Raw genomic sequence first — 26296 nt, 5'->3', positions numbered from 1 at the left:
CCGGGTTCGGCTCATGGCCATGTGGGACCGGGGTCCGCTCATGGCCATCCGGGGCCGAGGTCGACTCGCGGTCATGCGGGCCGGATCCGGCTTACGCGGGGGCGGTCCCCGCGAGGGCCAGATAGACCGTGGCGAAGTCGGTGACCGCGACCAGCTCGGCGAGGGCTTCCAGCTCGCTGCCCTCTTCGGGCTCCAGTTCGCTGATGGCCGTGTCATGGCCGAGGGCGAGTTCGCGGGCGGCGGGGGCCGCGGTCAGTCCGCCCGCCGGGCGGTCCCGGAGCAGGACGACACGGGCGCGCCATGCCTGCGGTTCCTCGACCCGGTCGCGGAAGAAGTCGTCCGGATCGGCGGCGCCGCCCGCGAAGTGACCGGCGAGCAGCGCGCTGTGTGCCGGGAGGGCTTCGGGCAGTTCGGCGGCGAGGGCGGGGCGGCCGGTCAGTTCGGCCAGTACGGCGGCGAAGCGGCGGCCGGCGGGGGCAGCCACCGGGCCCTCCGTCCAGATCAGCGGGAGGCTGTCGGCCAGCTCGGCGGCGAGGGTCTTGGCGGGGTTGCTGTACGTCGCGATGGCCGGGCCGCAGCGTTCGGCGGTGCGGTCCAGCCGGTCGGCGACGAGCTGGAGGGTCTCGGCCGGCGCGGTGAGCAGCCCGACGCGGTCCAGGAGCGCGAGCAGCGGGACGAGCAGGGCCCAGAGCGCACCGGGGCCGGCTGCCGGCGTCTCCTCGGGCTCGTACCACTCGCCGGAGCCGTTCCGCCCGTACTGACCGGGCTCAACGGACTGTCCGTACGAGCCGTTCTGCCCGTACTGGCCGTTCGGTGCCGTCGCCATCGGGACCATCAGTCCATGCGTCCCGCCGACGACCTCGCCCAGCGGCGACTGGCTCGGGGCGACGGCGACGACCGTACAGCCGCGGCGGTACGCCTGCTCGGCGAGGAGCGTGAGACCGGGCTCGCTGCCCTCCGTGGTGGCGATCAGCAGCAGGTCCACGGGGCCCGCCCAGCCGGGGAGCGCCCAGCGCAGCGCCCCCGCCGCGGCGGCGACGCCGGTGGGGCGGAGCCGGGTGACGGGCGCGGCGTTCGCCGTGAGCGCGGTGATCAGATCGGCGACACCGGTCGCGGCGGCGCCGGAGCCGGCGATCAGTACGGCGCGCGGGCGGCCTTCCGGTGCGAGTCCGGCGATACCGGCCTCCGCGGTGTGCCGAAGGGCGGTACGCACTCTCGCTCCGGCCTCCGCCGCGCCGCGCAGCAGACCGTTGCGGTCGGCGTCGGCCAGCGCGTCGGGAGCGTCGAGCAACGACTCGTCGAGCATGGGGATGGGCCTCCGATCGCCGGGCGCGGGCCTCGCGGGCACGGGGCGCGGGGCGTTGACGCAGGGGCGTTGTGGGCAGCGCTTGCTTGGTCAGGCGGGGCGGCGTGCCTCGTCGACGAGGAGGACCGGGATGTCGTCCCGTACCGGATAGGCCAGGCCGCAGTCCTCGCCGGTGCAGATCAGCTCGGGGGTCTCTGCCGCGGTGCGGTCGCTGAGCGGCGCGTGGCAGGCCGGACAGGCGAGGATCTCCAGAAGGCCGGCTTCGAGCGGCATGGGGTTGGGGTCCCTTCGTGCGGGCGGATCGGGCCATGTCAGCGTACCGCCGGGCGCTGTCCGGCGGGGACCGCCGGGCGCGGGCCGGGCCGGAGGGGCCGGGCGCGGGCTGGGACGGGCGGGACCGCCGCCCACCGCCCACCGGCCGCCGCCCACCGGACCGCCGCCGGACGATCACCCCCGGCCGCCCGGACAGTCCCAACGGGCCCGAACAGGCCGGCAGACCCGAACAGGCCCGCCGGGGCCCGGCCAGACCCCGACGGCGCACGGCTATCCGCGGATCAGCGCCAGCGCCTCGTCCCTGACCCGCTCCATCGTCGCCTCGTCGCGCGCCTCGACGTTCAGGCGCAGCAGCGGCTCCGTGTTGGAGGGACGGAGGTTGAACCACCAGTCCGCGCCCGTCACCGTCAGCCCGTCCAGTTCGTCGAACGTGACGCCGTCGCGGGCGGCGAAGGCCGCGCGTACCGCCGCCGTGCGGGCCGCCTGGTCGTCGACCGTGGAGTTGATCTCGCCGGAGCCCGCGTAGCGGTCGTACGAGGCGACCAGTTCGGACAGCGGTCCGTCCTGGCCGCCGAGGGCCGCCAGGACATGGAGCGCGGCGAGCATGCCGGTGTCGGCGTTCCAGAAGTCGCGGAAGTAGTAGTGCGCGGAGTGCTCGCCGCCGAAGACCGCTCCCGTGGCGGCCATCTCCTGCTTGATGAAGGAGTGTCCGACGCGGGTGCGTACGGGCGTGCCGCCGTGTTCCCTGACGACCTCGGGGACCGACCAGGAGGTGATCAGGTTGTGGATGACCGTGCCGCCGGGGTACTTGGCCAGCTCGCGCGCCGCGACCAGGGCGGTGATCGCCGACGGGGAGACGCCCCGGCCCCGCTCGTCGACGACGAAGCAGCGGTCGGCGTCTCCGTCGAAGGCGAGCCCCAGGTCGGCGCCCTCGGCCAGGACGCGGGCCTGGAGGTCCACGATGTTCTTCGGGTCGAGCGGGTTGGCCTCGTGGTTCGGGAACGTACCGTCCAGCTCGAAGTACATCGGCACCACATCGAGCGGCAGATCCGCGAGGACCGTCGGGACGGTGTGCCCGCCCATTCCGTTGCCCGCGTCCACGACGACCTTCAGCGGCCGGATCGCCGAGACGTCGACCAGGGACAGCAGATACGCGGCGTAGTCCGTGAGCGTGTCCCGCTGCCCGAGGTGTCCGGGCCTGGTCACCGAGGCCGGGGCGCCGTCGGCCAGCCAGCCCTCGGCCAGCGCGCGGATCTCCGCAAGCCCGGTGTCCTGGCCGATGGGCGCCGCGCCGGCCCGGCACATCTTGATGCCGTTGTACTGGGCCGGGTTGTGGGACGCGGTGAACATCGCGCCGGGCAGGTCCATGTCGCCCGACGCGAAGTACAGCTGGTCGGTGGAGCACAGCCCGATGATCGTGGCGTCGGCTCCGCGCGAGACGGCGCCCCGGGCGAAGCTCGACGCCAGACCGGGCGAGGAGGGCCGCATGTCATGGCCGATCACGATCGCTTCGGCGCCGGTGACCTCGACGAAGGCGGCGCCGAAGAGCTCCGCGAGCCGGTCGTCCAGTTGATCGGGGTACACCCCTCGCACGTCGTACGCCTTTACGATCTGCGACAAATCGGCCACGGCCAACGCCTCCAGAGGTTCCTGTCACCGCGGTCTGCGCACCGCGGTCCGCGCGGTCTGCCGTGATCCGCTGCGGTCGGTTTCAAACTACCCGCCGGCCGCCTCTCGACGGTCCGGCGGACAGCCGTAAGTCCCTAAACCTCAGCGACGGTCCCTGAGTCTCAGGGAAGCATCCACCCCAGCACGGCGGTGCTCTGCCCCAGCACGATGAGGCACATCACCAGCAACAGGACCAGGCTCCAGGGCAGTACCTTGCGCAGCAGATCCCCTTCCTTGCCCGCGAGTCCGACGGCCGCGCACGCGATCGTCAGGTTCTGCGGCGAGATCATCTTGCCGAGCACTCCCCCGGAGCTGTTCGCCGAGGCCAGCAGTTCGGGCGACAGCCCGGACTGCGCCGCCGCCGTCACCTGGAGCGCGCCGAACAGGGCGTTGGCCGAGGTGTCAGAACCCGAGACCGCGACGCCGAACCACCCCAGGATCGGCGAGAGGAACGCGAGCCCCGCGCCCGCCGCGGCGACGAAGTGCCCGATGGTGCCCGCCTGTCCGGACAGATTCATGACGTACGCGAGGGCCAGTACGGAGGTGACGGTGAGGATCGCGTACCGCAGTTCGTACACGGTCGCCGCCCACTCCCGCGCCGCCTCCCCCGCGCGTACGCCGAGGACGACGGCCGTGAAGAGGCCCGCGAGCAGCACGAGCGTGCCGCCGGTCGCGACGAGGGGCAGCGAGAAGACATTGGCGCCGACGCGGTTCCCGTCCGGGTCCGCGGCGTCGAGGAACGGCCAGTCGAACACCCTCGTCGCCCTGGCCAGCGTCTCCTTGACCGGCGGGATCTGGGCGATGGAGAAGATCACCACGATCAGTGCGTACGGGGCGTAGGCGCGCACTACTTCGGGGCGCGGGTCCTCGCGGTCCAGGTCCTCGCTCCGTACGCCCGTGAGCACCGCGGCGCGCACCGGCTCCGCGGCGGGCCTGCGGGCCGACGGTACGGCCACCAGCGCCGCCGCTCCGGCCAGCGCGGCGCCGATGTCGGCAAGTTGGGCGGAGACGTAGTTGGCGGCCAGGAACTGGGCGGCGGCGAAGGCGAATCCGCACGCCAGCGCGGCCACCCAGGTCTCACGCAACCCCCGTCGGCCGTCGACGAGCCAGACCAGCACGAGCGGTACGACGAGCGCGAGCAGCGGGGTCTGCCGGCCGACGACCGAGGCGACGGTGTCCAGCGGCAGATCGGTGACCTGCGCGAGCGTCACCACGGGGGTGCCCATCGCACCGAACGCCACGGGCGCGGTGTTGGCGACGAGCGAGACGACGGCGGCCTTGACCGGCGAGAAGCCGAGCGCCACCAGCATCACCGAGCAGATGGCGACCGGCGCCCCGAAGCCCGCGAGCGCTTCGAGCAGCGCGCCGAAGCAGAAGGCGATGACGAGTGCCTGGATACGGGGGTCGTCGGAGAGCCGTCCGAACGAGCGCCGCAGGATGTCGAAATGCTGGGTACGGACCGTCATCCGGTACACCCAGAGGGCGTTGACGACGATCCACATGATCGGGAAGAGCCCGAAGAGCGCTCCCTGGACGCCGGCCGAGAGGGTCTGGCCGAGAGGCATACCGAAGACGAGCCAGCCCACCAGCACGGCGACGGCGAGACCGATGACCCCCGCGCGGTGGGCTTTCATACGGAGGGCACCGAGCAGGATCAGTACGGTGGCCAGCGGGAGGGCGGCGACGAGGGCGGAGAGGGCGAGCGAGTCGGCGACGGGTTCCAGTTGCTGTACGTACACGACAGTCCTCCGGATTCCGCGATACGGAAAGTGATCTCTCACAGGTGGAGGCATGGTCGTGTGCACGCCAAGGCGAGGTCAATGGCCCGTACAGGATCTGTACCGGAAAGCCGGAAAGTGCGATCAAGATCAGAGATCAAGCCCAGAGATCAAGACCCGAAGATCGAGACCCAGGGATAAGGGACCAGGACTCAGGGATCAGAACTCGGGGATCACGACTCGGGGATCAGGGCTCGGGCGAGCGCAGCACCCGCAGATGCCCCCGGCGCCCGGCCTCCGTCGAATCCGCCCCGCGTGCGCCGTTGCCGCCGCCCCCCGCCGCACGCTCCTGCGGGCGCGCGGCTTCGCGTACGGCGTTGGCGAGCGCCTCCAGATCGTCACCGCTCGGACGCGCCGGAGCCGAACCGTCCGTCAGCCGGACGACCTCCCAGCCGCGCGGGGCGGTCAGCCGCTCGCTGTGTTCCGCACACAGGTCGTAGCAATGAGGCTCGGCATAGGTGGCGAGCGGGCCGAGGACCGCGGTCGAGTCGGCATAGACGTACGTCAGTGTCGCGACAGCAGGGCGGCCGCACGCGGTGCGCGAACAGCGACGTACAGGGCTCACGATGTTGGACGGTACCGCACTCTTGAGCGGGCCGCGACGACTCCCCACCAGGTCACTCACCCGTGTCGCGGCGCGATATCCCGCCCAACTTGGCCGGAAGTAACTGCCCTGACCTGCATGGAAAGAGGAGTGATCGAATGACGACACTCCGTTACCCGGTCACGACTTGGGGCAAAAGCCGTCAATGACGGCGAGAGCGGTGATCGCGGGGACGCCTGGAATCGAGCCCAAGCTTGGCCTGAATGCTCAATATGCGACATGCCGCACGAGGGGGTGGCAGCCGCGATATCCGCGGGGTGGGGAGGGCTACCCTGCGTCAGTGATGGACAGTCCTGTACCGCCCCGCCCGACCGAACCACGGCCGCGCCGCCGCGACCGTCACGGCCGCGGTATGCGTGGGCCCGTCGCCCCGCCCCAGGTGCCGCTCTCGACCAGCCGCTCCGAGTCCTTCCGCGATCTCGTGCGGGACTCCGTGGACCGGCTGGAGCGGCGCTGGCCCCAGCTGGCCGAGGTGGATTTCATGGTCATGGAGGTGCCGACCCCGCAGGACGACACCGTGCCGCTCGGCAGCTCGGTTCCGGCCGGCAAGGACCACCCGGCGCGGATCCTGATCTACCGGCGGCCGGTGGAGATCCGTACCAAGAACCGCGACGACCGCGCGCTGCTGGTGCACGAGGTCGTGGTCGAGCAGGTCGCGGAACTGCTGGGGCTGGCGCCCGAGTCCGTCGATCCCCGGTACGGACAGGAATGAACGACGGACCGGACGCCGACAGGGACAGGCCCTGGGCCCCGTCCGGCCGATCTTCGCGGGCGGACGGGATCCAGTGCCCCTCCGGCACTAGCTGCCGTCGTCCAGGATCGACAGGTCCTCCTTGGCCTTCGGTACGGACACGGTCCCCCGGTCGTCCGGCAGCGTCTGGACCGTGAACATCGGAACCCCGTCCTCCGGCAGCTCCAGCGTGCGCGCCGCGTGGACCGGACCGCCGCCCGGCTCCGGCTCGACCGTCAGCGCGTACGAGCCCTTCAGCCCGGCCGGCACCGGCGGGGTGACCGCCAGGGTCGTACCGCCCTTGACCGTGTACGTCTTCTCGGCCGGCTCGCCGCCCCCGGTCCCCGTCGAGGCCGTGACCTTGACCTTCGCGGTCGCGCCCGGCGCGGTCAGGGAGAGCGTCGAGCCCTTGGCCCGGTTGTCGGCGACGGTCGAGCGCGACGCGATCGGCGCGGTCGCCGGGATGAACGCGATCTCCCGCTTGTCGCCCTTGCCGCGGACCACGCGCAGCGCCGCGACCACCGGGGCCGCGCTACCGCCCTCGTCCGGGGTGAGGATCAGCGAACCCGCCTGGCCCTTGGTGATGTCCGCGAGTTCGAGGGTCGCCGTCATCTGCGACTTGATGTGAAGGCTCTCCTTGCCCGCCGGGGTGATCGTGCCGTCCGCGCCCGCCAGTTGCACCTTCAGATCGGCGTCGTCGGAGCCCGTCGCGAACGCCACGAGCCGTACGTCGGTCGCGTCCGCCGGGATTCCGGGCAGCATCAGCCGCGACGCCGGATCCGCCGAGGCGGCCAGCCAGTCGCTGCCCCCCGCGCTGTCCGCCACGCGCACCGCCGCGCCGACCCGGCCGGAGCGGGTGGTGACATGGACGGTCACATCGGCCGCGGCCTCGGTGGTCAGGGTGGAGAGCAGCACCGGCACGCTGGACCTGGCGGGCACCGGAATGCCTTCGCCCACCTCCGACTTGACCGCGCCGTCCGCGCCGTACAGCTCGATGTCGGCGACGGCCGCGGTGTCGTCGGGGTTGGTGAGATGGACGTAGTCCTGGCGCGACCTCTCGGTGCTGGCGCCGGGGAACCAGAAGTCCGTGTCCGGGGCCGTGCAGCTCAGGCCGAGCACACCGCGCGCGTCGCCGACGCCGACCGTGGTGGTCTGCTGGGTGGTCCAGCCAGGCGCGAGCCGGCCGGTGGCGGTGCCGACGAGTGCGGGCGCTTCGGCGCCGCTCGCCTCGACGGAGACGGGTTTGCCGGGCTCCTTCAGGCTGACGAACGGCTGGTCCTTCGCCGGGTCCTTCTTCCCGCCCGCCGTGTCCCCCTCGTCCTTCGCCTTGTCGTCGGAGGCGTCCGTGTCGGCGGGATCGACCAAGGTGACGACGGACTCCGTCAGTTCGGCCGAGCCCGCCGTCCCGGCGTCCGCCGTGCCCGCCGGTGTGATGGAGGTGTACGTCGTCTCCGCGACGTCCGAGACGCTCGGCGCCGGGCAGAGCTGGCTGGTGCGCTCCACGGGCAGCCGGGCCGGGGCCTGGGCGGCCGCCGTGCCCCCCGTTTCGGGCGCGGTCAGGGCGGCGAAGCCGGTGACGGCGACGAGGGCGGTGGCGACCGCGATGAGGGAGAGGGTCGTACGGTTCACTGGTTACTGCTCCCGTCGGGGCGCTGGCGCTGTTCGTTCTCCGTACCGTCGGCGTAGGGCTGCTGGGGCCGCGGTGGTTGCTGAGCCTGCTGAGCCTGCTCCGGCTGCTGAGCCTGCTGGCCGTAGCCGTACGCGTCGTACCGCGACGGGTCGTACTGCCCTTCCTGGTACTGGCCTTCGCCCTGATACTGGCCGGCGGGGTACTGGCCCTCCTGGTACTGGCCCTCCTGGTACGGGTCCGCCGGATACTGCTGGTACGGCTGCTGATAGTTCTGCTGGTACTGGCCCTCGCCGTACTGTTCGCCGTACTGCCGCTCGTTCGGGTACTGGGCCTGCGTGTAGTCGGCGCCCGCGTACGTCGTGGCGTCCCACTCGCCGTACGGGGGCTGCTGGGGCACCGCCCCGTACGCCGACTGCTGCTCCCCCTGGCCGACTTGGCCCTGCCCGGTGCCGTACGGCTCCTCAACAGGCGTGGCGGGAGAGGCCGGCGGGGCGGCGGGCGCCGGCGGAACGGCCGGCCGGCTCGCGGTCGCGTACTCCCCCGTCACGTCCGTCTCGCCCGTCTCGCCCGTCTCCAGTCCCTCGGCCTCCGCCGCCGCACGCAGCCTGCGCGCGCGCCGGCCCTCGCCCGACACCGGCTGCGCCGGGATCTCGATGTCCTCGTCGGGCAGGTCGTCGTCGATCTCCCGGCGGCGCCCCGGCAGGGCGAGCACCAGCAGGACGACGGCGAGCGCGCCCTGTGCCCAGATCCACGCGGTGTGCGTGATCGGGTCCTCGTACGTGAGATCGAGACGGCCGCCCTCGGCGGGCAGTTCGAAGCCCTGGGCCCAGCCGTCGACGGTCTTCTTCGTCAGCACCTTGCCGTCGAGCGTGGCCTGCCAGCCCTCGGCGGCCCGGTCCGCGATCCGCAGCACCCGCCCGGAGGCGCCCGCCGGGATCTCCGTGTGCGCCTCGACCGGCTCGGACGCGACGGCCAGCGGCTCGCCCTCGCCCTTGCCGTCGACGATCGTGGCCCGCGAGATCTGCCGGTCGACGCGCCACAGCGCGCTGCCGTCCAGCTGGCTCAGCCGGGTCAGCCCCGGAGTGGCGTCCAGGACCCGGCCGGTCTGCCGCGGCACTCCGTCCCGTACGAGTACGTAGCGGATGGCGAAGCCGCTGAGCTGGTCGGTCTGGTCGGCGCCGGAGCCCGCGACGAGGTTGGCGACGACCTTGTCGAGCCGCGGATCGCCGCCGCCCGACGCGGTCAGTTCGGCGTCACCGAGCCGCCCGCCCGAGCCGCGCACCAGCGAGTAGGAGACCTCGGCCGCCGACGTGCCGCCCAGGACGAGCGTGCGCGGCTGGTCGCGGGTGATGCTCTCCTCCGCGACGAACGCGGGGACCTGCACCGGATCGCGGCGCTCCAGTGGTCCGGCCGCGCCGCTGAACATCCAGCCGAAGGCGGCCAGCAGCGGGGCGAGGACCGCCGCGACGGCGATGAGTACGGCGACGGGCTGGCGCCAGCCGAAGCTCTCCGCGGCGACGCGCTCCCGGGCGCCGTCCGCGCCGAGCACGGCCGCCGCGATCAGCGCGAGTCCGTAGAGCAGGGTGGCGGGTCCGGCCCAGCCGGAGTTGTTGGTGAGTACGGCGAAGACCAGCGCGAGGAGCGCGACGGCCCAGGCCGAGCGGATCGCGAACTGCCGCTCCCCGCGCAGCAGCGCCGCCAGCGCGGCGAACACGATCCCGAGCAGCAGGATGCCGCCGGCCGCCTTGGGCCCGCCGGGGCTGATGCCGAGCAGATCGAGCGCGGAGGCCGATCCCGTACCGAACTCCAGCCCGGCCTCCCGCAGGAAGGCGGACGGCGAGGTGAGCAACGAGAGCGACCAGGGCGCCAGCAGGAGCAAGGGCGTGCCGAGCCCGGCGAGGACCCGCGGCCCGTACGCGGCGAGGTCGTCGCGGCGCAGCGCCAGGACACCGAGGCCGAGCAGCAGCGCCACCGGCCATACGACCGGTGTGAAGGCCATCGCGAACGTCAGCAGGAAGGCGTACGCCCAGGTGGCGCGCCAGCTGCCGCGGCTCTCCCCGCTCGCGACGCCGCCCGCCCCGCCGCGCATCCCGTACGCGGCGACGGCGGCACGGGCGATCAGCGGCAGCAGGATCGCGAGGACAGCCGTACCGAGCCGTCCGGTGGCCAGCGCGCCGGTCGCGGCGGGCAGGAAGGCGTACGCGACGCTCGCCCAGGCCCGCAGCAGCCGCGATTCGACCAGCGGCCGCGAGGCGAAGTAGGCGGTGACTCCCGCCAGCGGGACCGAGCAGACGAGAAGAAGGGTCAGCGCGAAGCCGGTGGAGCCGAGGAACAGCGCGGAGAGCGCGGCGAGTACGGCGAGATAGGGGGGCGCGGACTCGGTGACGCCCGTACCGACGGGATGCCAGCCGTCGGCGTAGCGCGACCAGAGGCCGGAGACATCGGCGGGCGCGGGCAGCAGCGCGCCGCCGGCGAGCGCACCGCCGCCGAAGAGGCCGCGGCAGGCGATGAGCGAGACGAGCAGCAGGATCCCGAAGAGGACGGGGCCCGGCTTGTGCGCGAGCTTCTTCAGCCGGGCGAACTGCTCGATCTCCATGAAGTCGGCTTCGTCACCGCCGGGCCCCGACTCGACGGCGCCGTGCCGCGAGCCGCCCGCGTCGGCGTCCGAGCCGCCGCCGAGACTGCCGGCGATCTGTTCGACCGTGGCCCGGACGGTGGCGCCGGGCGGCGGGAAGAGCGGACGCAGCTCGGCCGCCTCGACGACGCCCTTGCCACGCTGCCGCCGGGCGCTGACGATCCGGCCCGGCCGCAGCAGGGTGCCGGAGAGCCCCATCACTTCGTCGACGGCCTGTCCCGGCGCCTTGCCGACGAGATAGGCGAGCGTGCGCAGCAGGGTGCCGACGACCAGACGGAGCAGTACGTAAGGGAGGACGGCGGCCCGCGCGTTGACGAGCATGGTGTAGACGGCGCCGGCCTTGTCGACGCGGTGCGGGTTGACGACGGAGCGGCCCGCGCAGTCGACCGTACGGCGCTCCCGGGCGGCGGCCTCGGCGTGCCGCAGGACGGCGTCGGGGGCGACGAGCACCCGGTGGCCGGCGGCGTGCACGCGCCAGCACAGGTCCACGTCGTCGCGCATCAGCGGGAGCCGTCGGTCGAAGCCGCCGAGCTCGTCCCATACGTCGCGCCGGATGAGCATTCCGGCGCTGGAGACGGAGAGGACGGTACGGACCTGGTCGTGCTGGCCCTGGTCCTGTTCACGCCGGTCGAGTCCGGTCCAGCGGCGTCCGCTGTTGGCGATGGAGACGCCGACTTCGAGGAGCTGCTTGCGGTCGTACCAGCCGCGCAGCTTGGGCCCGACGACCGCCGCGTACTGGTCGGAGTCGGCGACGCGCAGCAGCTCGGCGAGCGCGTCGGGGTCGGGCGCGCAGTCGTCATGGAGGAGCCAGAGCCACTGCACCGGTTCGCCGTGCGGCAGTTCGGGCATGTCGTACGTGTCGTCGCGCCAGCTCCGGGTCTCCGGGTCCCAGCCGCTGGGCCGCTTCAGATACGGCAGATCGTCGGGCGTGAGCACCCCGGCGGTGCGTACCGCCTCGTCCACGGCCGTACCGAATCCGGACCGGCGCGCGAGATGCAGGACGCGCTCCGCGCCGAGCGCTTCGGTGAGCAGCCGGGCGGAGTCGTCGGCGCTGCCGGTGTCGGCTGCCATGACGTTCTGTACGGGTCGTTCCTGGCCCAGCAGCCCTGCGAGGGCGTCGGGCAGCCAGCGCGCACCGTCGTGGGCGACGAGCACCGCGGTCACGACATGCCGTGGGAACTCGGGGGCGGTGGCGGTGGCGGAAACGAACGCGGCGGTGGTGGGGGACATTGAGGTAGCGGGCCCTCCGGCCGGGGGGTCGCCCCGAAGGGGCGTGGGAGCGTCTCGGACGGGGCCCCACACTAACGGTAGGGGGGAGGGGCGGCGGACGGGCGGGAAACACAACGGTCCGCCGTCTGCGGGGAGGTGCAGACTGCGGACCGTGCCATACATAGGGGGTGGTGCCGGTCGTGCCGGGCGACCGGACGGTTTTCGGCCCCGGCCACCGCGGCCGGGCCGGCCGGGCCGCGGTCAGATCGCGGCCTTCTTCAGCCGGCGCCGTTCGCGCTCCGACAAGCCGCCCCAGATACCGAATCGCTCGTCATTGGCGAGGGCGTACTCAAGGCATTCGGATCGGACCTCACAGGCGAGACAGACCTTCTTGGCCTCACGCGTCGAACCGCCCTTCTCGGGGAAGAAGGACTCGGGATCTGTCTGGGCGCACAAGGCGCGCTCCTGCCAGCCGAGTTCCTCGTCCGCGTCCTCGACCAGCAGTTGCTGGAACAGCTCGGTCATGTGCGCCCCTCGTCTGTCTTTTGCGTCCCCGTGATGTGGCCGCTATCGATTTCGGCCGAACGACACGAGTGAAATTACAAGTGTGTGGCTCCGGTCCGGTCAAGCCGAGATCTGCTATTGGGCCCGGTATTCACTCTGCGGAACCAAGGCTATGCGGAAAGTGTTCAAATCACCAAAAACCTGACACATGCCACTGGCCTGTTCGCATCCACCCCCTTCCCGACAAGAAAGACGCCGAGAACCGCAACCTTGTTGCGGGTCACCCCTGGGAAGCGATCCGGATCACAGTCTGATCACGAGGGCGCGAAGGTGTTTACGAGCACGGTCGCTGCCCCATGTGTCCGCGTCCACCGCCACCCAAACCGCTCCGCGATCGGATTAACCGGATGAGGTGAAACATTACGGCCAAATCGGCCATTGAGTTGACATCCGTCACCGGATTCGCGACCTTTGGTTCCATGCCAGCGAACCCCGCGCCCTCCGCGACCCACCTCCGTGGATTCCGCAGCGCTCTCCGGGCCCGCTGTCGCTGTTCCAGCTCCGCCTGCTGTTGACGCCTCCGGGCTCCGGCCGGCCGTCCCACTCCTCCCGATCACCCTTCCGTGATCTCCCGCGCGTCCGCCCCGCGTTCTCCCCGCGATTCCCCTCGCGATCCGACGCACCCGCCGCGTCCCCGCCGTACATCCTTTCTGCCGAGGAACCACCGCCCCCATGAACAGCGACAGCGACCTCCAGATCGCCGGCGACCTCCTTGAGGTCCCGCACCTTCTCCAGCCCGCCCGGGAGCACCCGGCGACGGTCGCCGAATTCGCCGGCCTCGCACGCGCCCTCGCCGCCGACCGGGCGCAGTGGGCCCCGCTCGTCCAGTACGACGCCACCAGCCGCTGGTACCACCGGCTGCGCACCGGCCCCGGCTATGAGGTGTGGCTGCTCTCCTGGGTGCCCGGCCAGGGCAGCGGATCGCACGACCACGGCCGGTCCTCGGGCGTACTGACCGTGCTCGCCGGTGAGCTGACGGAGCGTTCGGAGAGCGGGAGCCGCGCCCTCGCGCCGGGCGCGCAGCGGGTGTTCGCGCCGGGCTATGTCCATGAGGTGGTCAACGACGCGATCGAACCGGCGGTGAGTCTGCACATCTACTACCCGGGTCTGACCGAGATGCCCATGCACTCCGCGCGCTGCGCCCCGGCGACCCAGGCTGTCGTACCCGCCTGACAGACTGCCCACCCGTCACCCGACCACCGCCCCTCGACGATCAGCCTCCGGCTGACAGACTGGCCCACCCGTCACCCGACCACCGCCCCTCAACGATCAGCCTCCGGCTGACAGACTGTCTTTATGCGCATTGTGGTTCTGGCCGGCGGTATCGGCGGCGCCCGTTTCCTGCGCGGCCTCAAGCAGGCCGCGCCGGACGCGGACGTCACGGTGATCGGCAACACCGGTGACGACATCCATCTGTTCGGGCTGAAGGTCTGCCCCGACCTCGACACGGTGATGTACACCCTCGGCGGTGGCATCAATGAAGAACAGGGCTGGGGGCGTACGGACGAGACGTTCCAGGTCAAGACGGAGCTGGCGGCGTACGGCGTGGGGCCCGAGTGGTTCGGCCTCGGCGACCGCGACTTCGCCACCCATATCGTCCGCACGCAGATGCTCGGCGCGGGCTATCCGCTGAGCGCCGTCACCGAGGCGCTCTGTGCCCGCTGGAAGCCCGGCGTGCGGCTGCTGCCCATGTCGGACGACCGCGTCGAGACGCACGTCGCCGTCGATGTGGACGGCGAACGCAAGGCCGTGCACTTCCAGGAGTACTGGGTGAAGATGCGGGCGTCCGTCGACGCCCAGGCGGTCGTCCCCGTCGGCGCCGACCAGGCCAAGCCGGCGCCGGGGGTGCTGGAGGCGATCGCCGCCGCCGATGTCATCCTCTTCCCGCCGTCCAACCCCGTGGTCAGCATCGGCACGATCCTGGCCGTGCCCGGTATCCGGGAGGCCATCGCCGAGGCGGGCGTCCCGGTCGTCGGCCTCTCCCCGATCGTCGGGAACGCGCCGGTGCGCGGGATGGCCGACAAGGTGCTCGCCGCGATCGGCGTCGAGTCGACGGCGCAGGCCGTCGCCCTGCACTACGGCTCCGGACTGCTCGACGGCTGGCTGGTCGACACCGTGGACGCCGCGGCCGTGGCCGGGATCGAGAGCGCGGGGATCCGCAGCCGCGCCGTCCCCCTGATGATGACGGACCTGGACGCGACCGCCGCGATGGCCCGTGCGGCGCTGGCGCTGGCCGAGGAGGTACGGGCATGACGTCGTACCGCGTCCGCGCCCTGCCCGGACTGCCGGAGGTCCGGCCCGGCGACGACCTCGCCAAACTGATCGTGGCCGCCGGTCCCGGGCTGGTCGACGGCGATGTCCTTTTGGTCACCTCGAAGATCGTCTCCAAGGCGGAGGGCCGGATCCTCACGGCCACCGACCGTGAGGCGGCCATCGACGCCGAGACCGTACGGGTCGTCGCGCGGCGCGGGCCCCTCCGTATCGTCGAGAACAAACAGGGGCTGGTCATGGCGGCGGCCGGGGTCGACGCCTCCAACACCGCCGCCGGAACAGTGCTGTTGCTGCCGGAGGACTCCAACGCCTCGGCCCGGACGATACGGGCGGGGCTGCGGGACGCGCTCGGTGTGGACGTCGGCGTGATCGTCACCGACACCTTCGGGCGGCCCTGGCGCAACGGCCTCACCGATGTGGCGATCGGGGCCTCGGGCGTACGCGTCCTGAACGACCTGCGCGGCGGGACCGACGCCCAGGGCAACCCGCTGGAGGCGACCGTCGTCGCCCTCGCCGACGAACTGGCCGCCGCCGGTGACCTGGTGAAGGGCAAGACCGAGGGGCTGCCGGTCGCCGTGGTGAGCGGCCTGGGCCACCTCGTCGGCGACACGGACACGGACGCGCGGGCGATGGTGCGGGTCGCGGCGGACGACATGTTCCGGCTCGGCACGTCGGAGGCGGTGCGGGAAGCGGTCACCCAGCGCCGTACGGTCCGGGAGTTCACGGACGAGCCGGTCGACCCCGGCGCGGTCCGGCGCGCGGTCACGGCCGCCGTCACCGCCCCGGCGCCGCATCACACGACACCGTGGCGGTTCGTCCTCCTGGAGTCGCCCGAGTCGCGGCTGCGCCTCCTCGACGCCATGCGCGACGCCTGGATCGCGGATCTGCGCCGCGACGGCAAGTCGGAGGAGTCCATCGCCAAGCGCGTCCGCCGCGGCGACCTCCTGCGCAAGGCGCCGTATCTGGTGGTGCCGTGCCTGGTGACGGACGGCTCGCACACCTATGGCGACGCCCGGCGCGACGGCGCGGAGCGCGAGATGTTCGTGGTCGCCATGGGCGCGGGCGTGCAGAACTTCCTGGTGGCGCTGGCCGGTGAGCGGCTCGGCTCCGCGTGGGTCTCCTCGACGATGTTCTGCCGGGAGGTCGTACGGGACGTACTGGATCTGCCCGAGGGCTGGGACCCGATGGGCGCGGTGGCGGTGGGCCACGCGGCCGCCCCGCCGAGGGACCGCCCGGCGCGCTCGCCGGAGTCCTTCCTCACCGTGCGGTAGCCGGATCTCTCACAACGGGGCGATGTTCCGGGCCTCCATCCGGGGCGCCCGGCGGGCGGGGGTCCGTCCGCTCAGCAGGATGAGCCGGGTCGCGCGGTGCCGCTGGCCGGCGTACGGGGCGAGGAGTTCGAGCATCGCCGCGTCGTCGGCGTCCCGGTCGTCCGCGAGTGCGTGGCCGATGATGCCCGGGAGATGCAGATCGCCGACGGTGACGGCGTCGGGGGCGCCGTTGGAGCGCTGCACGACCTCGGCGGCGGTCCACGGGCCGATCCCCGGAACGAGCTCCAGCCGGGCGGCGGCGCGCTCCGGCTCCATCGCCGCGGCCTCCTCCATCCGGCGCGCGACCCGGACGGCGCGCAGGATCGTCGAGGAGCGCTTGGCGTCGACACCGGCCTTGTGCCACTCCCAGGACGGGATCATCGCCCACGTCCGCGCGTCGGGCATGACATACAGCTGATCGCCGTAACCGGGTCCGGGGGCGGGTCCCGGCGCGGGCTCGCCGTGCGTGCGCACGAGGATGCGCCAGGCGCGGTACGCCTCGACGGTGGTGACCTTCTGCTCCAGCACGGACGGGATCAGCGACTCCAGCACCAGCCCGGTACGGCAGAGCCGCAGGCCGGGCCGGCGCCGCTGGGCCTCGACGACGAGGCGGTGGCGGGGGACGAACGCGTCCGGGTCGTCGCCCGCGCCGAGCAGCTCGGGGAGCTGCTCCAGCATCCACGCGGCGCCGGCGCCCCACGCCTCGGCCTCCACGACCCCACCGCGCCGCACGACCCGCAGGGTGCCGGGGCCGGCGGGCGTGCGGGAGGCGCGCCATACGGAACCGTCCGGGTACGCGCGAAAGGTCGGATCGGCGGGCCCGCGCCGAAGCGGGCCGAGGACGAGCCCGAGGTCGTAGGGCTCGGGGGGTGTCCACTGGCGCCGTATGCCTACGGGATCCGCGATGTCCGCGGGGCGCGGGCGGCGCGGGGTGGGTACGGGGCGTTGTGCGAAGCGGCCTGCCACGGTTGAGGTCCTCGGGGGTCGGGGTCACCCCCGAGGCTATGCGGTGCGCCGGGCGCCGTCCGGCGGGGGGCGTGTGTGCGGGGTGCGGTGCGCCGTCCGGCGGGGGGCCGTGGTGCGGTGCGCCGTCCGGCGGGGGGCCGTGGTGCGGTGCGCGGTGGGCGGTGCCGGGGGCCGGGGCCTCCGGAGGTACGTGTCCGGACTGCTTTCCTCACCGCGCTTCGCGCGAGCTGCGACGCTTTACGTCCGGACACGCACCTCCTCCGACCCCGACCCCCTCCCCCCGGTGGGCCCGGCGACTCGCCGCCCGGCTCGAGGTTGGGGGCGGGTGCAACCCGGTGGGACGGTGCCGCCGCCTCGCGCACGGCCGGGTCGCTTGCGCGGGCGGTGAAGGGGGGCGCGCAGGGGTCGTGTCCGGGACACTAAAGCGTGATTTGTGGCGCGCGAACGCCCGCCTTCCAACTGTGGCCCGTCACGCGACGTAAATCATGCCGTCCCGGGCGCGAGCCCCGGAGCGCCACCCGGCAACAACCCGCACCGCACCACCGGCCCCAGCCGAAACGCACCCCGGACACCCGCAGCCGCACCCGACCACCGGCCCCAGCCGAAACGCCTACACGTCCGACGAAAACCGCACCGCTCCCGCCGGCAGCACCGCGTCGCACCAGACCCGTACCCCCTGCCTCAGCTCATTGTCCGCTCCCACCACCGCCCCGTCCCCCACCACCGTCTCCGACAGCACCGCCCGCGCCCCCACCCTCGCCCCCGCGCCTATCAGCGAGTTCGTGATCACCGCGCCCGGTTCCACGACCGCGCCGTCCAGGATCGCGCTGCCCGCGATGCGCGCGCCGTTGCCGATGTGGGCGGATGGGCCGATCACCGTGCCGCCCGTGAGTTTGGCGTCGGGGGCGACCGTGGCCGTGGGCAGGATCAGGTGTTCGCCGCACTGGCCCGGGACCGCCGGGGACGGGGCGCGGCCCAGGACCAGGTCCGCCGAGCCGCGTACGAAGGCCTGGGGGGTGCCCAGGTCCAGCCAGTACGTGGAGTCGACCATGCCCTGGAGATGCGCGCCGGCGGCCAGCAGGCCGGGGAAGGTCTCCCGTTCCACCGAGACCGGCCGGCCCGCCGGGATGGAGTCGATCACCGAGCGCCGGAACACATAGGCGCCGGCGTTGATCTGGTCGGTGACGATCTCCTCCGGCGTCTGCGGCTTCTCCAGGAAGGCCGTCACCCGTCCGTCCGCGTCGGTCGGGACCAGACCGTAGGCGCGCGGGTCCTCGACCCGGGTGAGATGCAGCGAGACGTCCGCGCCTGACGACGCGTGGGTCCGGACGAGCGCTCTGATGTCGAGGCCCGTCAGGATGTCGCCGTTGAAGATCAGCACCGGGTCGTCGGGCCCGGAGTCGAGCCGGGAGGCGACATTCCGGATGGCGCCTCCCGTACCGAGCGGGTCCCGCTCGGTCACGTACTCCAGGCTGAGGCCGAGGGACGAGCCGTCGCCGAAGTACGGCTCGAAGACCTCGGCGAGATAGGACGTCGCGAGGACGATGTGTTCGACGCCCGCCGCGCGCGCCCGAGCGAGTTGGTGGGTGAGGAACGGGACGCCGGCCGCCGGCACCATCGGCTTGGGGGTGCGGGCGGTGAGCGGCCGTAGCCGGGTGCCCTTGCCGCCGACCAGGAGGATCGCTTCTGTCACCGTGTCGTCTCCGCTTCCTGCTGGGGTCGGCGCTTCCGTCCGTACATGCATACACGTACGCGCACACGGAACCGACCAGTGTTCGCGACCGCTCGCGTCAGCGGCGCTGGTATCCGCCCGCCGACTTCCGTACGGCGCTGAGCTTCCCGTAGAGCCGGCTTCCCGGGCAGTCGGTGGAGAATCCGTCCCGGTGCCCGGAGATGGCGTTGAGCCTGACCTTTCTGCCCTTGCCGTACTTTCCGTTGCCCGCGGAGGTCAGCGTGACCTTTCCGCGGGCGTTGATGCCGTGCAGCCCGAGCTTCCACGCGGTGAGCTTGGCGACGGCGGTCGTCGCGGCGGCGCGCGGATTCGTGCCGCCGTACGTTCCGAGGACGGCGATGCCCACGCTGTTGGTGTTGAAACCGAGGGTGTGGGCGCCCAGTACGGGCCTGGTCACTCCCCCGGCGCGGCCTTCGTAGATGTTTCCGCACTTGTCGATGGCGAAGTTGTAGCCGATGTCGCGCCAGCCACTGCTCTTGACGTGGTAGCGGTAGATACTGCGCAGGACGGAGGGCGCCTGCTTGCACCGGTAGTTGTTCCCCGTGGCGCTGTGGTGGACGAAGGCCGCCTTGACGGTCCTGGTGTAGCCGAGCCGCCTCTCGCGGAGCCTCTCGTCCGCGCCCCAGCCGCCGCGCGTGATGATGCGCGGGCGCGGTGCGGCGTACGACCGCGCGGAGTCGGGGAGAACGGCGGCCCTGGGCTCGGTCGGGGGCGCCTCGCCGGACGGTGCCCAATCCCCGCTGTCCCCGGGGGAGATGGCGGTGTCGGGTACGGGCTCGTTGTTGTCCGGGGCACCTCGCGGGTCCTCTCCCGGGTCGATCAGTTCGAGCCGTAGCCCCTGCGGCAGTGGCGCGCGCCCCGAGCCGCTCCCGCCCTCTTCGGCGGCCCGTACGCGCAGTTCCACGCCGTCCGAGCCACCGACCCAGAGCGGGGCGGTGGAGCCGCGTGTGTGTCCCGAGTCGTGCTCCGTCGTGCCGGGGTCGGCGCCGTGTTCCTGGTTGTGCGTCTCCAGGTCCTGCCAGTCGGACCAGAGGTGTGAACCGGCCGCGCGGGTACGGACCTGGACCGTGCCGCGGAGTTCGGCGTCGGCGTCGTCCCAGACGACTCCGAGCAGCGAGAACGGACTGACGTCGCGCCGGGTCACGCCCTGTTCCGTGGCGGCGCCCGAGGACCGGTTGGAGCCGACCGCGCCCAGGGGGAGCGACTGGGTGGAGCCGGGTACGGCGGCCGACTCCGTGTGCTGTGTGGCCTGTGGGACTTGTGGGGCGGCGATCGCGCCCGACGAGGACAGCGGGAGGACCAGGGCGGCGGTGCACGCGACGCCGATCGAGGTTACAAGTGAGGCACCCATGTGCCGATCCTGGGTGCGACACGACCACCACGCCCGCCGGGAAAACTGACGGCCCGTCGGTCCAACCGGTGTACCCCGTCACCGGTACGGCGGCGGCCGTCCGGCTCCCCGGCGTACCCTTTCCCGGGTGAACTCCAGCGACCGTACCCCCGCCGACCTGCTGCGATCCGCTCTCGCCACGGACCCGGCCCGCCCCTTGGTCACGTTCTACGACGATGCCACCGGTGAGCGGGTCGAATTGTCCGTGGCCACCTTCGCCAATTGGGTGTCCAAGACCGCGAATCTGCTGCAGGGCGATCTCGCCGCGGCGCCCGGTGACCGGCTCGCGCTGCTGCTTCCCGCGCACTGGCAGAGCGCGGTATGGCTGCTGGCCTGTTCATCGGTCGGGGTGACGGTCGAGATCGGTGGCGACCCGGGCCGCGCGGATCTGGTGGTCAGCGGACCGGACACGCTGGACGCGGCGCGCGCGTGCGGCGGTGAGCGGGTGGCGCTCGCGCTGCGTCCGCTGGGCGGCCGTTTTCCTGAGCAGCCCGAGGGCTTCATGGATTACGCGGTCGAGGTGCCGGGCCAGGCCGACCGGTTCGCGCCGTTCGCGCCGGTGGATCCGGACGAGCCTGCGCTGGTCGTGGGCGGTGTGGAGCTGTCCGCGGCTCAACTCGTCGCGCGCGCGGGCGCGGACGCCGTGGAGCGCGGTCTCACGCCCGGCTCGCGGCTGCTGTCGGGGCTGGCGTACGACAGTTGGGACGGGCTCTCGGCCGGGCTGTACGCCCCGCTCGCGGCGGGCGGATCGGTCGTGCTCTGCCGCAACCTCGGGAAGCTGTCGGCGGAGGGGCTCGAACAGCGCATCAAGAGCGAACGCGTGACCGACAGGGCGATGTGACACGCGGCGGGCGGGCAAGACCGCTACCGGCCAATCTCGCCCGCCCTCGCCGCTCGCCCGAAGTCGCCGCTCCTCAGCTGAGAATCCGCTGAGAATTCGAACTAACAAAACACAACATCCTTCACATAACGGGCCTCACTTCCCGGCACGTATCCCAACCTCGGTACGTGATCGGCGATACGTGCGACGCGAAGCACAACCAAGCGCGGCGCTCGCCCGTCTACCCCTGCAACCGGCGGCCAGTACGCCGCCGACGCCTTGAAGGATGGACGCAGACGTGACCGACAGCGCTGGCACGGCGACCGAACCGGACAGCAAGTCCGGCAGCGAGCCGCTGACCGGAGCGCCTGGGCCCGACGGCAGCGATGCCGAGCCCGCCGCCCCGCCCTCCGACCCCAACCCCAAGCGCCACTGGCTGCGTTGGGTCGCGCTGGGCACCTCCGTCGCCATCCTGGCCACCGCCGGAGCCGGCTGGTGGTTCTACCGGAAGCTCGACGGGAACATCACCACCGACACCTCCGCCGCCGCCGAGTTGCACGCGTACGAGAAGGAACGGCCCACCCCGGTCGCCCTCGACGCGCAGAACATCCTGCTCGTCGGCTCCGACAGCCGCTCCGGCGAGGGAAACAGCAAGTACGGCCGGGACGACGGCGGTTCGCAGCGCTCCGACACCACGATCCTGCTGCACCTCGCGGCGGACCGGAAGAGCGCGACCGCCATGTCCATACCCCGCGACCTGATGGTGGAGATACCCAGCTGCGCGAAGCCCGACGGCACCCGCAGCCAGGCCCAGTTCGCGCAGTTCAACTGGGCTTTCGAGGCCGGCGGCGCCGCCTGCACGATCCGTACGGTCGAGAAGCTCACCGGCATCCGCGTCGATCACCACATGGTGATCGACTTCAGTGGTTTCACGGACGTGGTGGACGCGGTGGACGGTGTCGAGGTCTGCCTCGCCGAGCCGGTCAACGACGTCCAGGCGCGGCTCGAACTGCCCGCGGGCCGGCAGACCCTCGACGGCGAGCAGGCCCTCGGCTTCGTACGCGCCCGCCATGGCATCGGTGACGGCAGCGACACCCAGCGCATGGACCGCCAGCAGCGATTCCTGGGGGCGCTCTTCAAGAAGGTGCAGAGCAATGGGGTGCTGCTCAATCCGGCCCGGCTCTATCCCGTGCTGGACGCGGCGACGAAGTCACTCACCACCGACTCGGGGCTTAACTCTCTCAGCGACCTTTACGAACTGGCACGCTCGATGCGGAGCGTACCGATGGAAAAGGTGCAATTCCTGACCGTGCCGCGCCAGCCGTACACCCAGGACCCGAATCGCGATGAACTTGTCGAGCCGGCCGCGAAGGCCCTCTTCGAGCGGCTGCGGGACGACGCCCCCGTATCGGTCTCTCCGGGCGGGGAGGACATACGGGACGGAAAGAGCGAGGGAGAGAGTGACGACTCCGTGAAGACTTCGGAGAACGACAGCGCGGGCGACAGCGGTGCCCAGGCGACGGGGAGCCCTTCCCCGGCCCCTACTTTCCAGGGGACAAATGCCGCGGCGGGCATGTGCGGGTAAAGCCAGAACCAAAGGCAGCTCTTCAGTCCATGAAGATTGGGCAGATTGCCCGCTTGTAAGGGATGAGGAATGTGTCACTGGCGTCGCTCGACGCCGAACAGGACGGATAGTGTGGCGCGATCCAGTGCATCAGGCCGTCAGGTCGCGCACTACTGGATCGAAAGACCGAGCGTCTTCGGGGGAAGACGCCTCGCGTGGCACCGACGGAGGATTCAAGCAACCGTGGATGCGCATAGCCGTGGACAGGCGGACGATATCGACCCCGCCGACCAGTGGGTCCTCAACCCGCAGACCGGTAACTACGAACTGCGACTGGACCACTCCACAGGGCAGTCGCCCTCCCCCCAGCCGCGCGGCGCGAGAAGAGCGAACGCCCCGAGGAAGGCGCCCGCGAGCCCTGCCGCCGAAGCCGGAGAGGAATCGCGTACGGAATCCCGTACGGAATCCCGTTCCGGCGGGCGCGGTCGCGGCGGGACGCGCGCCGACGTACCGGGCCAGCGCAGCCGGCGCGCGGGGAAGGGCCAGGCCGAAGCGGCGAACGCCGCCGTCGGCCGCCGCAAGCGCAAGCCCCCGAAGGCGCGCAAGAAGAAGGCGCTGGTGTGGACGGGCGGCGTGCTGGCGTTCCTCCTCGTGGGCCTCTCCGTCGGCGGGTACTTCGTCTACCAGCACTTCAACGGCAACATCGACACCATCGACGTCCAGGGCGCGGGCAGCGACGGCTTCAAGAAGGACCAGCCCGTCAACATCCTGCTGATCGGCACGGACAAGCGGACCGGGTCGGGCAACGAGGGGTACGGCGACGCGGGAAGTGTCGGCCACGCCGACACGACCCTCCTGTTCCATGTCTCCAAGGACCGTACGAACGCGACGGTCCTCTCCATCCCGCGTGACCTGATCACCGACATCCCCGACTGCGAGACCAAGACCGCCGACGGCACGAAGGTCATCCCCGGCACCTCGCAGGCGCGCTTCAACACCAGCCTCGGCCAGAGCGAGCGGGACCCGGGCTGCACGATGCGTACGGTCAAGGAGCTCACCGGGCTCACGGTCGACCACTTCATGATGGCGGACTTCAACGCGGTCAAGACGATGTCGACCGCGGTCGGCGGGGTGGAGGTCTGTGTGGCCAAGGACGTCGACGACCCGAAGTCGCATCTCAAGCTGAGCAAGGGCACCCACACCATCCAGGGGGAGCAGGCGCTGGCCTTCGTCCGTACCCGGCACGCCTTCGGCAACGAGAGCGACCTGACCCGGATCGAGACCCAGCAGCAGTTCCTCAGCTCGATGATCCGGAAGATGAAGTCGGGCGACACGCTCACCAGCCCCAGCAAGCTGTTCAAGCTGGCGGAGGCCGCGACCGACGCGCTCACGGTCGACACCGGCATCGGCAGCATCCAGAAGCTCAGTGATCTGGCCACGGAGCTGTCGAAGGTCGACCCGAAGAACATCACCTTCATGACGCTGCCGGTGCTCGACAACCCGGCGGAGGTCGTCAAGGCGACGGTGGTGGTCAACGAGGCCAAGGCCAATCCGCTGTTCTCGATGATGCAGAACGATGTGTCCCTGACCGAGGTGCAGCAGAAGGAGAAGGCGGACGAGAAGGCCGCCAAGGCGAAGCAGGAAGAACTCCTCAAGGGGACCAAGGCCGACGCGTCCGACGTACGCGTCGATGTGTTCAACGGCGGCGGTCCGCAGGGCTCCGCGCAGGAGACCCTGAACTGGCTCCAGAACACCGAGGGCGTACTGAAGTCCACCAACAAGGGCAATGCCCCCGCGGATGTGGCCAAGACGACCCTGGAGTACGCGCCCAACCAGGCCGACCAGGCCCGGGCGCTCGCCGAGATGATGGGGCTGCCCGCCACGGCGATGAAGCCGGGCACCGAGGACGCCGAGGGACTTGAGGCGATGACGCTGACCCTCGGAGGGGACTTCAAGGGCGCGGGCGTGCCCATCACCGGACCGGCGAAGGCGCCGGAAGGTGTGCAGAAGGTGGAAGCGGACAAGCAGGTATGCGCCAAGTGACGCCGGAACGCCGGCCCATACGGACGGCCTGAAGAGGGAGTCTGGATGGGTCAGAGCAGCGTACGGCGGGAGGGGGCGCGCCAAGACGTCCCGCACGCCAGGGAGTTGGGCTGGGACGACAGCCTGTACGACAGTGACCGGCCGCGGCGGGACGGCGCGCCCGTGGACGGCGGGAACGCCGACGGCAGCGGCGGCGACACCACGCGCAAGGGCCGGCGCGGCAAGGGCGGGCACGGTGGCCCGGGGCGCGGACGGTCGAAACGCGGCCCCTGGCGAATACTTCGCTGGGTCGCCGCCGGGCTGTCCCTGCTGCTGCTCGGGACGGCCGGTGCCGGCTATCTCTACTACCGCCATCTCAACAGCAATATCCGCAGCGGCGAGCGCAGCAACGGCTCCAGCGGCGTGGACAAGCCCGCGGCCAACGCGGCGGGCCAGACCCCGCTGAACATCCTGCTGATCGGCTCGGACAGCCGGGCCGACCCCAAGAACGTCGAACTGGGCGGCAGCAAGGACACCGCGGGCAATCCGCCGCTCGCCGATGTGCAGATGCTCGTCCATGTCTCCGCCGACCGGAAGAACGCGTCGGTCGTGAGCATCCCGCGCGACACCCGGGTCGACATCCCGGAGTGCAAGGACGCCGACACCGGCAAGACGTATCCGCAGACCAACGCCATCATCAACGAGACGCTGGCCCGCGGCGGCCCCGGCTGCACCCTGTCCACCTGGGAGAAGCTGACCGGCGTCTATATCGACCACTGGATGACGATCGACTTCGCGGGCGTCGTGAAGATGGCCGACGCGATAGGCGGTGTCGATGTCTGCGTCAGGAACAACGTCTGGGACCGGCCGCTGCCCGGGGTCCCGGGAGGCTCGGGGCTGAAGCTCACGAAGGGGACGCATCAGATCCAGGGCGAGCAGGCGCTCCAGTGGCTGCGTACCCGGCACGCCTTCGAGAGCGACCTCGGCCGCGCCAAGGCCCAGCACATGTACATGAACTCGATGATCCGCGCGCTCAAGTCGCAGAGTGTCTTCACCGACACCGCCCGGCTGACGGGTCTCGCGGAGGCGGCCACGAAGTCGCTGGAGGTCTCCGAGGAGATCAAGACGGTCACGAAGCTGTTCGATCTGGCCATGCAGCTCAAGAACGTGCCGACGAACCGCCTCACCATGACGACGATGCCGACCGTGCAGGATCCGCAGGACGCGAACCATCTGATCGCGGCGGAGACGGACTCCCGCAAGCTGTGGTCGATGCTCCGCGACGACGTGGCCTTCGACAGCAACGGCGACAAGACCGAGGCCGCCAAGAAGAAGCCGTCCGGCCCGGCCACGAAGGACCCGGCCACGGCGCCCGCCGACACCGGCGTGATCGTACGCAACGGGACCGGCGGCACGCAGAGCCCGGTGCCGCGCCGCGCGACCGATATCGCGAGCGTCCTCAACGCCAAGGGCTTCACGCTGGCCAAGGCCGATACGCAGCAGACCCCGCAGGAGACGAGCACGGTCAGCTATCCGAGCGCGGATATGGAGGGGGACGCCCAGGCGGTGGCCAAGGCCCTCGGCATTCCGCCGGCGTCGGTGACGAAGTCGACGGACGTCTCGGGGGTCACGGTGGTCGTGGGCGCCGACTGGCGCAGCGGCTCGTCCTTCCCGAAGGAGGCCGAACCGGAGGCGGGCGCCATACCGGACACGGCCGACGCGCTCAACGGCGCGAAGGAGGACGCCTGCATGGACGTCTACGCGCCGTACCGCTTCTAGAGATCCCGCATACGGAACCGCGAGCGCCGTCCGGTGGTTCACCGG

19 protein-coding genes are annotated in these 26296 nt (G+C 71.6%); 8 read left to right on the top strand and 11 right to left on the bottom strand.

Annotated elements, in window-relative coordinates:
- Nucleotides 1-91: 91 nt before the first annotated feature.
- The 5 genes from ACFRKB_RS37550 to ACFRKB_RS37530 form a co-directional block, all read right to left on the bottom strand.
- Entirely contained in the window at nt 92-1306 is a 1215-nt protein-coding gene (locus ACFRKB_RS37550) for an SIS domain-containing protein (protein ID WP_383111088.1), read from the bottom strand.
- A 90-nt stretch (nt 1307-1396) separates the two neighbouring features.
- The gene (locus tag ACFRKB_RS37545) at nt 1397-1579 is read right to left on the bottom strand and encodes a Trm112 family protein (RefSeq protein WP_030350970.1); all 183 of its coding nucleotides are present in this window, start codon (nt 1577-1579) and stop codon (nt 1397-1399) included.
- Nucleotides 1580-1849: 270 nt separating this feature from the next.
- The gene (locus tag ACFRKB_RS37540; RefSeq protein WP_383111087.1) at nt 1850-3208 is read right to left on the bottom strand and encodes a phosphomannomutase/phosphoglucomutase; all 1359 of its coding nucleotides are present in this window, start codon (nt 3206-3208) and stop codon (nt 1850-1852) included.
- 161 nt (nt 3209-3369) lie between these two features.
- Nucleotides 3370-4986 carry an L-lactate permease gene (locus tag ACFRKB_RS37535; RefSeq protein ID WP_383111086.1) on the bottom strand — a complete coding sequence of 539 codons (1617 nt, stop codon included), beginning with the start codon at nt 4984-4986 and terminating at the stop codon, nt 3370-3372.
- A 226-nt stretch (nt 4987-5212) separates the two neighbouring features.
- Nucleotides 5213-5638 carry a DUF3499 domain-containing protein gene (locus ACFRKB_RS37530; protein ID WP_383111085.1) on the bottom strand — a complete coding sequence of 142 codons (426 nt, stop codon included), beginning with the start codon at nt 5636-5638 and terminating at the stop codon, nt 5213-5215.
- A 274-nt stretch (nt 5639-5912) separates the two neighbouring features.
- Between ACFRKB_RS37530 and ACFRKB_RS37525 the strand changes: the two genes are divergently transcribed.
- A complete protein-coding gene (locus tag ACFRKB_RS37525) occupies nt 5913-6341 on the top strand; it encodes a metallopeptidase family protein (RefSeq protein WP_383111094.1) in 429 nt (142 codons plus the stop codon).
- 87 nt (nt 6342-6428) lie between these two features.
- Here ACFRKB_RS37525 and ACFRKB_RS37520 read toward each other — a convergent pair whose 3' ends face one another.
- The 3 genes from ACFRKB_RS37520 to ACFRKB_RS37510 all read right to left on the bottom strand — a co-directional run bounded on the left by ACFRKB_RS37520 (nt 6429) and on the right by ACFRKB_RS37510 (nt 12358).
- Nucleotides 6429-7988: a DUF5719 family protein gene (locus ACFRKB_RS37520; RefSeq protein ID WP_383111084.1), complete on the bottom strand. Its 1560-nt coding sequence runs from the start codon at nt 7986-7988 to the stop codon at nt 6429-6431.
- Nucleotides 7985-11854: a glycosyltransferase gene (locus ACFRKB_RS37515; protein ID WP_383111083.1), complete on the bottom strand. Its 3870-nt coding sequence runs from the start codon at nt 11852-11854 to the stop codon at nt 7985-7987. Before ACFRKB_RS37515 ends, ACFRKB_RS37520 begins: the two co-directional genes overlap by 4 nt.
- A 240-nt stretch (nt 11855-12094) precedes the next feature.
- The gene (locus ACFRKB_RS37510; RefSeq protein ID WP_014046372.1) at nt 12095-12358 is read right to left on the bottom strand and encodes a WhiB family transcriptional regulator; all 264 of its coding nucleotides are present in this window, start codon (nt 12356-12358) and stop codon (nt 12095-12097) included.
- Nucleotides 12359-13069: 711 nt separating this feature from the next.
- On the opposite strand from ACFRKB_RS37510, the gene ACFRKB_RS37505 reads away from it, so the two are divergent.
- From ACFRKB_RS37505 to ACFRKB_RS37495, 3 genes are all read left to right on the top strand, one after another.
- Nucleotides 13070-13570: a cysteine dioxygenase gene (locus ACFRKB_RS37505; RefSeq protein WP_383111082.1), complete on the top strand. Its 501-nt coding sequence runs from the start codon at nt 13070-13072 to the stop codon at nt 13568-13570.
- Between the two features lie 123 nt (nt 13571-13693).
- On the top strand, nt 13694-14650 hold the full coding sequence (cofD, locus tag ACFRKB_RS37500) for a 2-phospho-L-lactate transferase (RefSeq protein WP_383111081.1): 957 nt from the start codon (nt 13694-13696) through the stop codon (nt 14648-14650).
- Nucleotides 14647-15939 (top strand): coenzyme F420-0:L-glutamate ligase, encoded by a 1293-nt coding sequence (locus ACFRKB_RS37495; protein WP_383111080.1) that lies wholly within the window; start codon nt 14647-14649, stop codon nt 15937-15939. Before cofD ends, ACFRKB_RS37495 begins: the two co-directional genes overlap by 4 nt.
- Before the next feature lie 9 nt (nt 15940-15948).
- Here the strand turns inward: ACFRKB_RS37495 and ACFRKB_RS37490 are convergent, their stop codons facing one another.
- From ACFRKB_RS37490 to ACFRKB_RS37480, 3 genes are all read right to left on the bottom strand, one after another.
- Nucleotides 15949-16944, bottom strand: coding sequence for a DNA-3-methyladenine glycosylase family protein (locus ACFRKB_RS37490; protein ID WP_383111079.1), 996 nt, complete (start codon nt 16942-16944; stop codon nt 15949-15951).
- Between the two features lie 610 nt (nt 16945-17554).
- Nucleotides 17555-18688: a mannose-1-phosphate guanylyltransferase gene (gene manB, locus ACFRKB_RS37485; protein WP_383111078.1), complete on the bottom strand. Its 1134-nt coding sequence runs from the start codon at nt 18686-18688 to the stop codon at nt 17555-17557.
- Between the two features lie 46 nt (nt 18689-18734).
- Nucleotides 18735-20027 (bottom strand): peptidoglycan recognition protein family protein, encoded by a 1293-nt coding sequence (locus tag ACFRKB_RS37480; protein ID WP_383111077.1) that lies wholly within the window; start codon nt 20025-20027, stop codon nt 18735-18737.
- Between the two features lie 127 nt (nt 20028-20154).
- Between ACFRKB_RS37480 and ACFRKB_RS37475 the strand changes: the two genes are divergently transcribed.
- From ACFRKB_RS37475 to ACFRKB_RS37460, 4 genes are all read left to right on the top strand, one after another.
- Nucleotides 20155-20907: a TIGR03089 family protein gene (locus ACFRKB_RS37475; RefSeq protein ID WP_383111076.1), complete on the top strand. Its 753-nt coding sequence runs from the start codon at nt 20155-20157 to the stop codon at nt 20905-20907.
- Nucleotides 20908-21184: 277 nt separating this feature from the next.
- Nucleotides 21185-22471, top strand: a complete 1287-nt coding sequence (locus ACFRKB_RS37470; RefSeq protein ID WP_383111075.1) for an LCP family protein — start codon at nt 21185-21187, stop codon at nt 22469-22471.
- Nucleotides 22472-22693: 222 nt separating this feature from the next.
- Complete coding sequence (locus ACFRKB_RS37465; protein ID WP_383111074.1) at nt 22694-24493, top strand: LCP family protein; 1800 nt, start codon at nt 22694-22696, stop codon at nt 24491-24493.
- Nucleotides 24494-24538: 45 nt separating this feature from the next.
- Nucleotides 24539-26251: an LCP family protein gene (locus tag ACFRKB_RS37460; protein WP_383111073.1), complete on the top strand. Its 1713-nt coding sequence runs from the start codon at nt 24539-24541 to the stop codon at nt 26249-26251.
- Nucleotides 26252-26296 lie beyond the last annotated feature (45 nt).

Origin of the sequence: Streptomyces scopuliridis (assembly GCF_042790125.1) — a bacterium.
Lineage (GTDB): Bacteria > Actinomycetota > Actinomycetes > Streptomycetales > Streptomycetaceae > Streptomyces > Streptomyces scopuliridis_A.
This window is presented reverse-complemented; position numbering and strand designations above follow the sequence as displayed.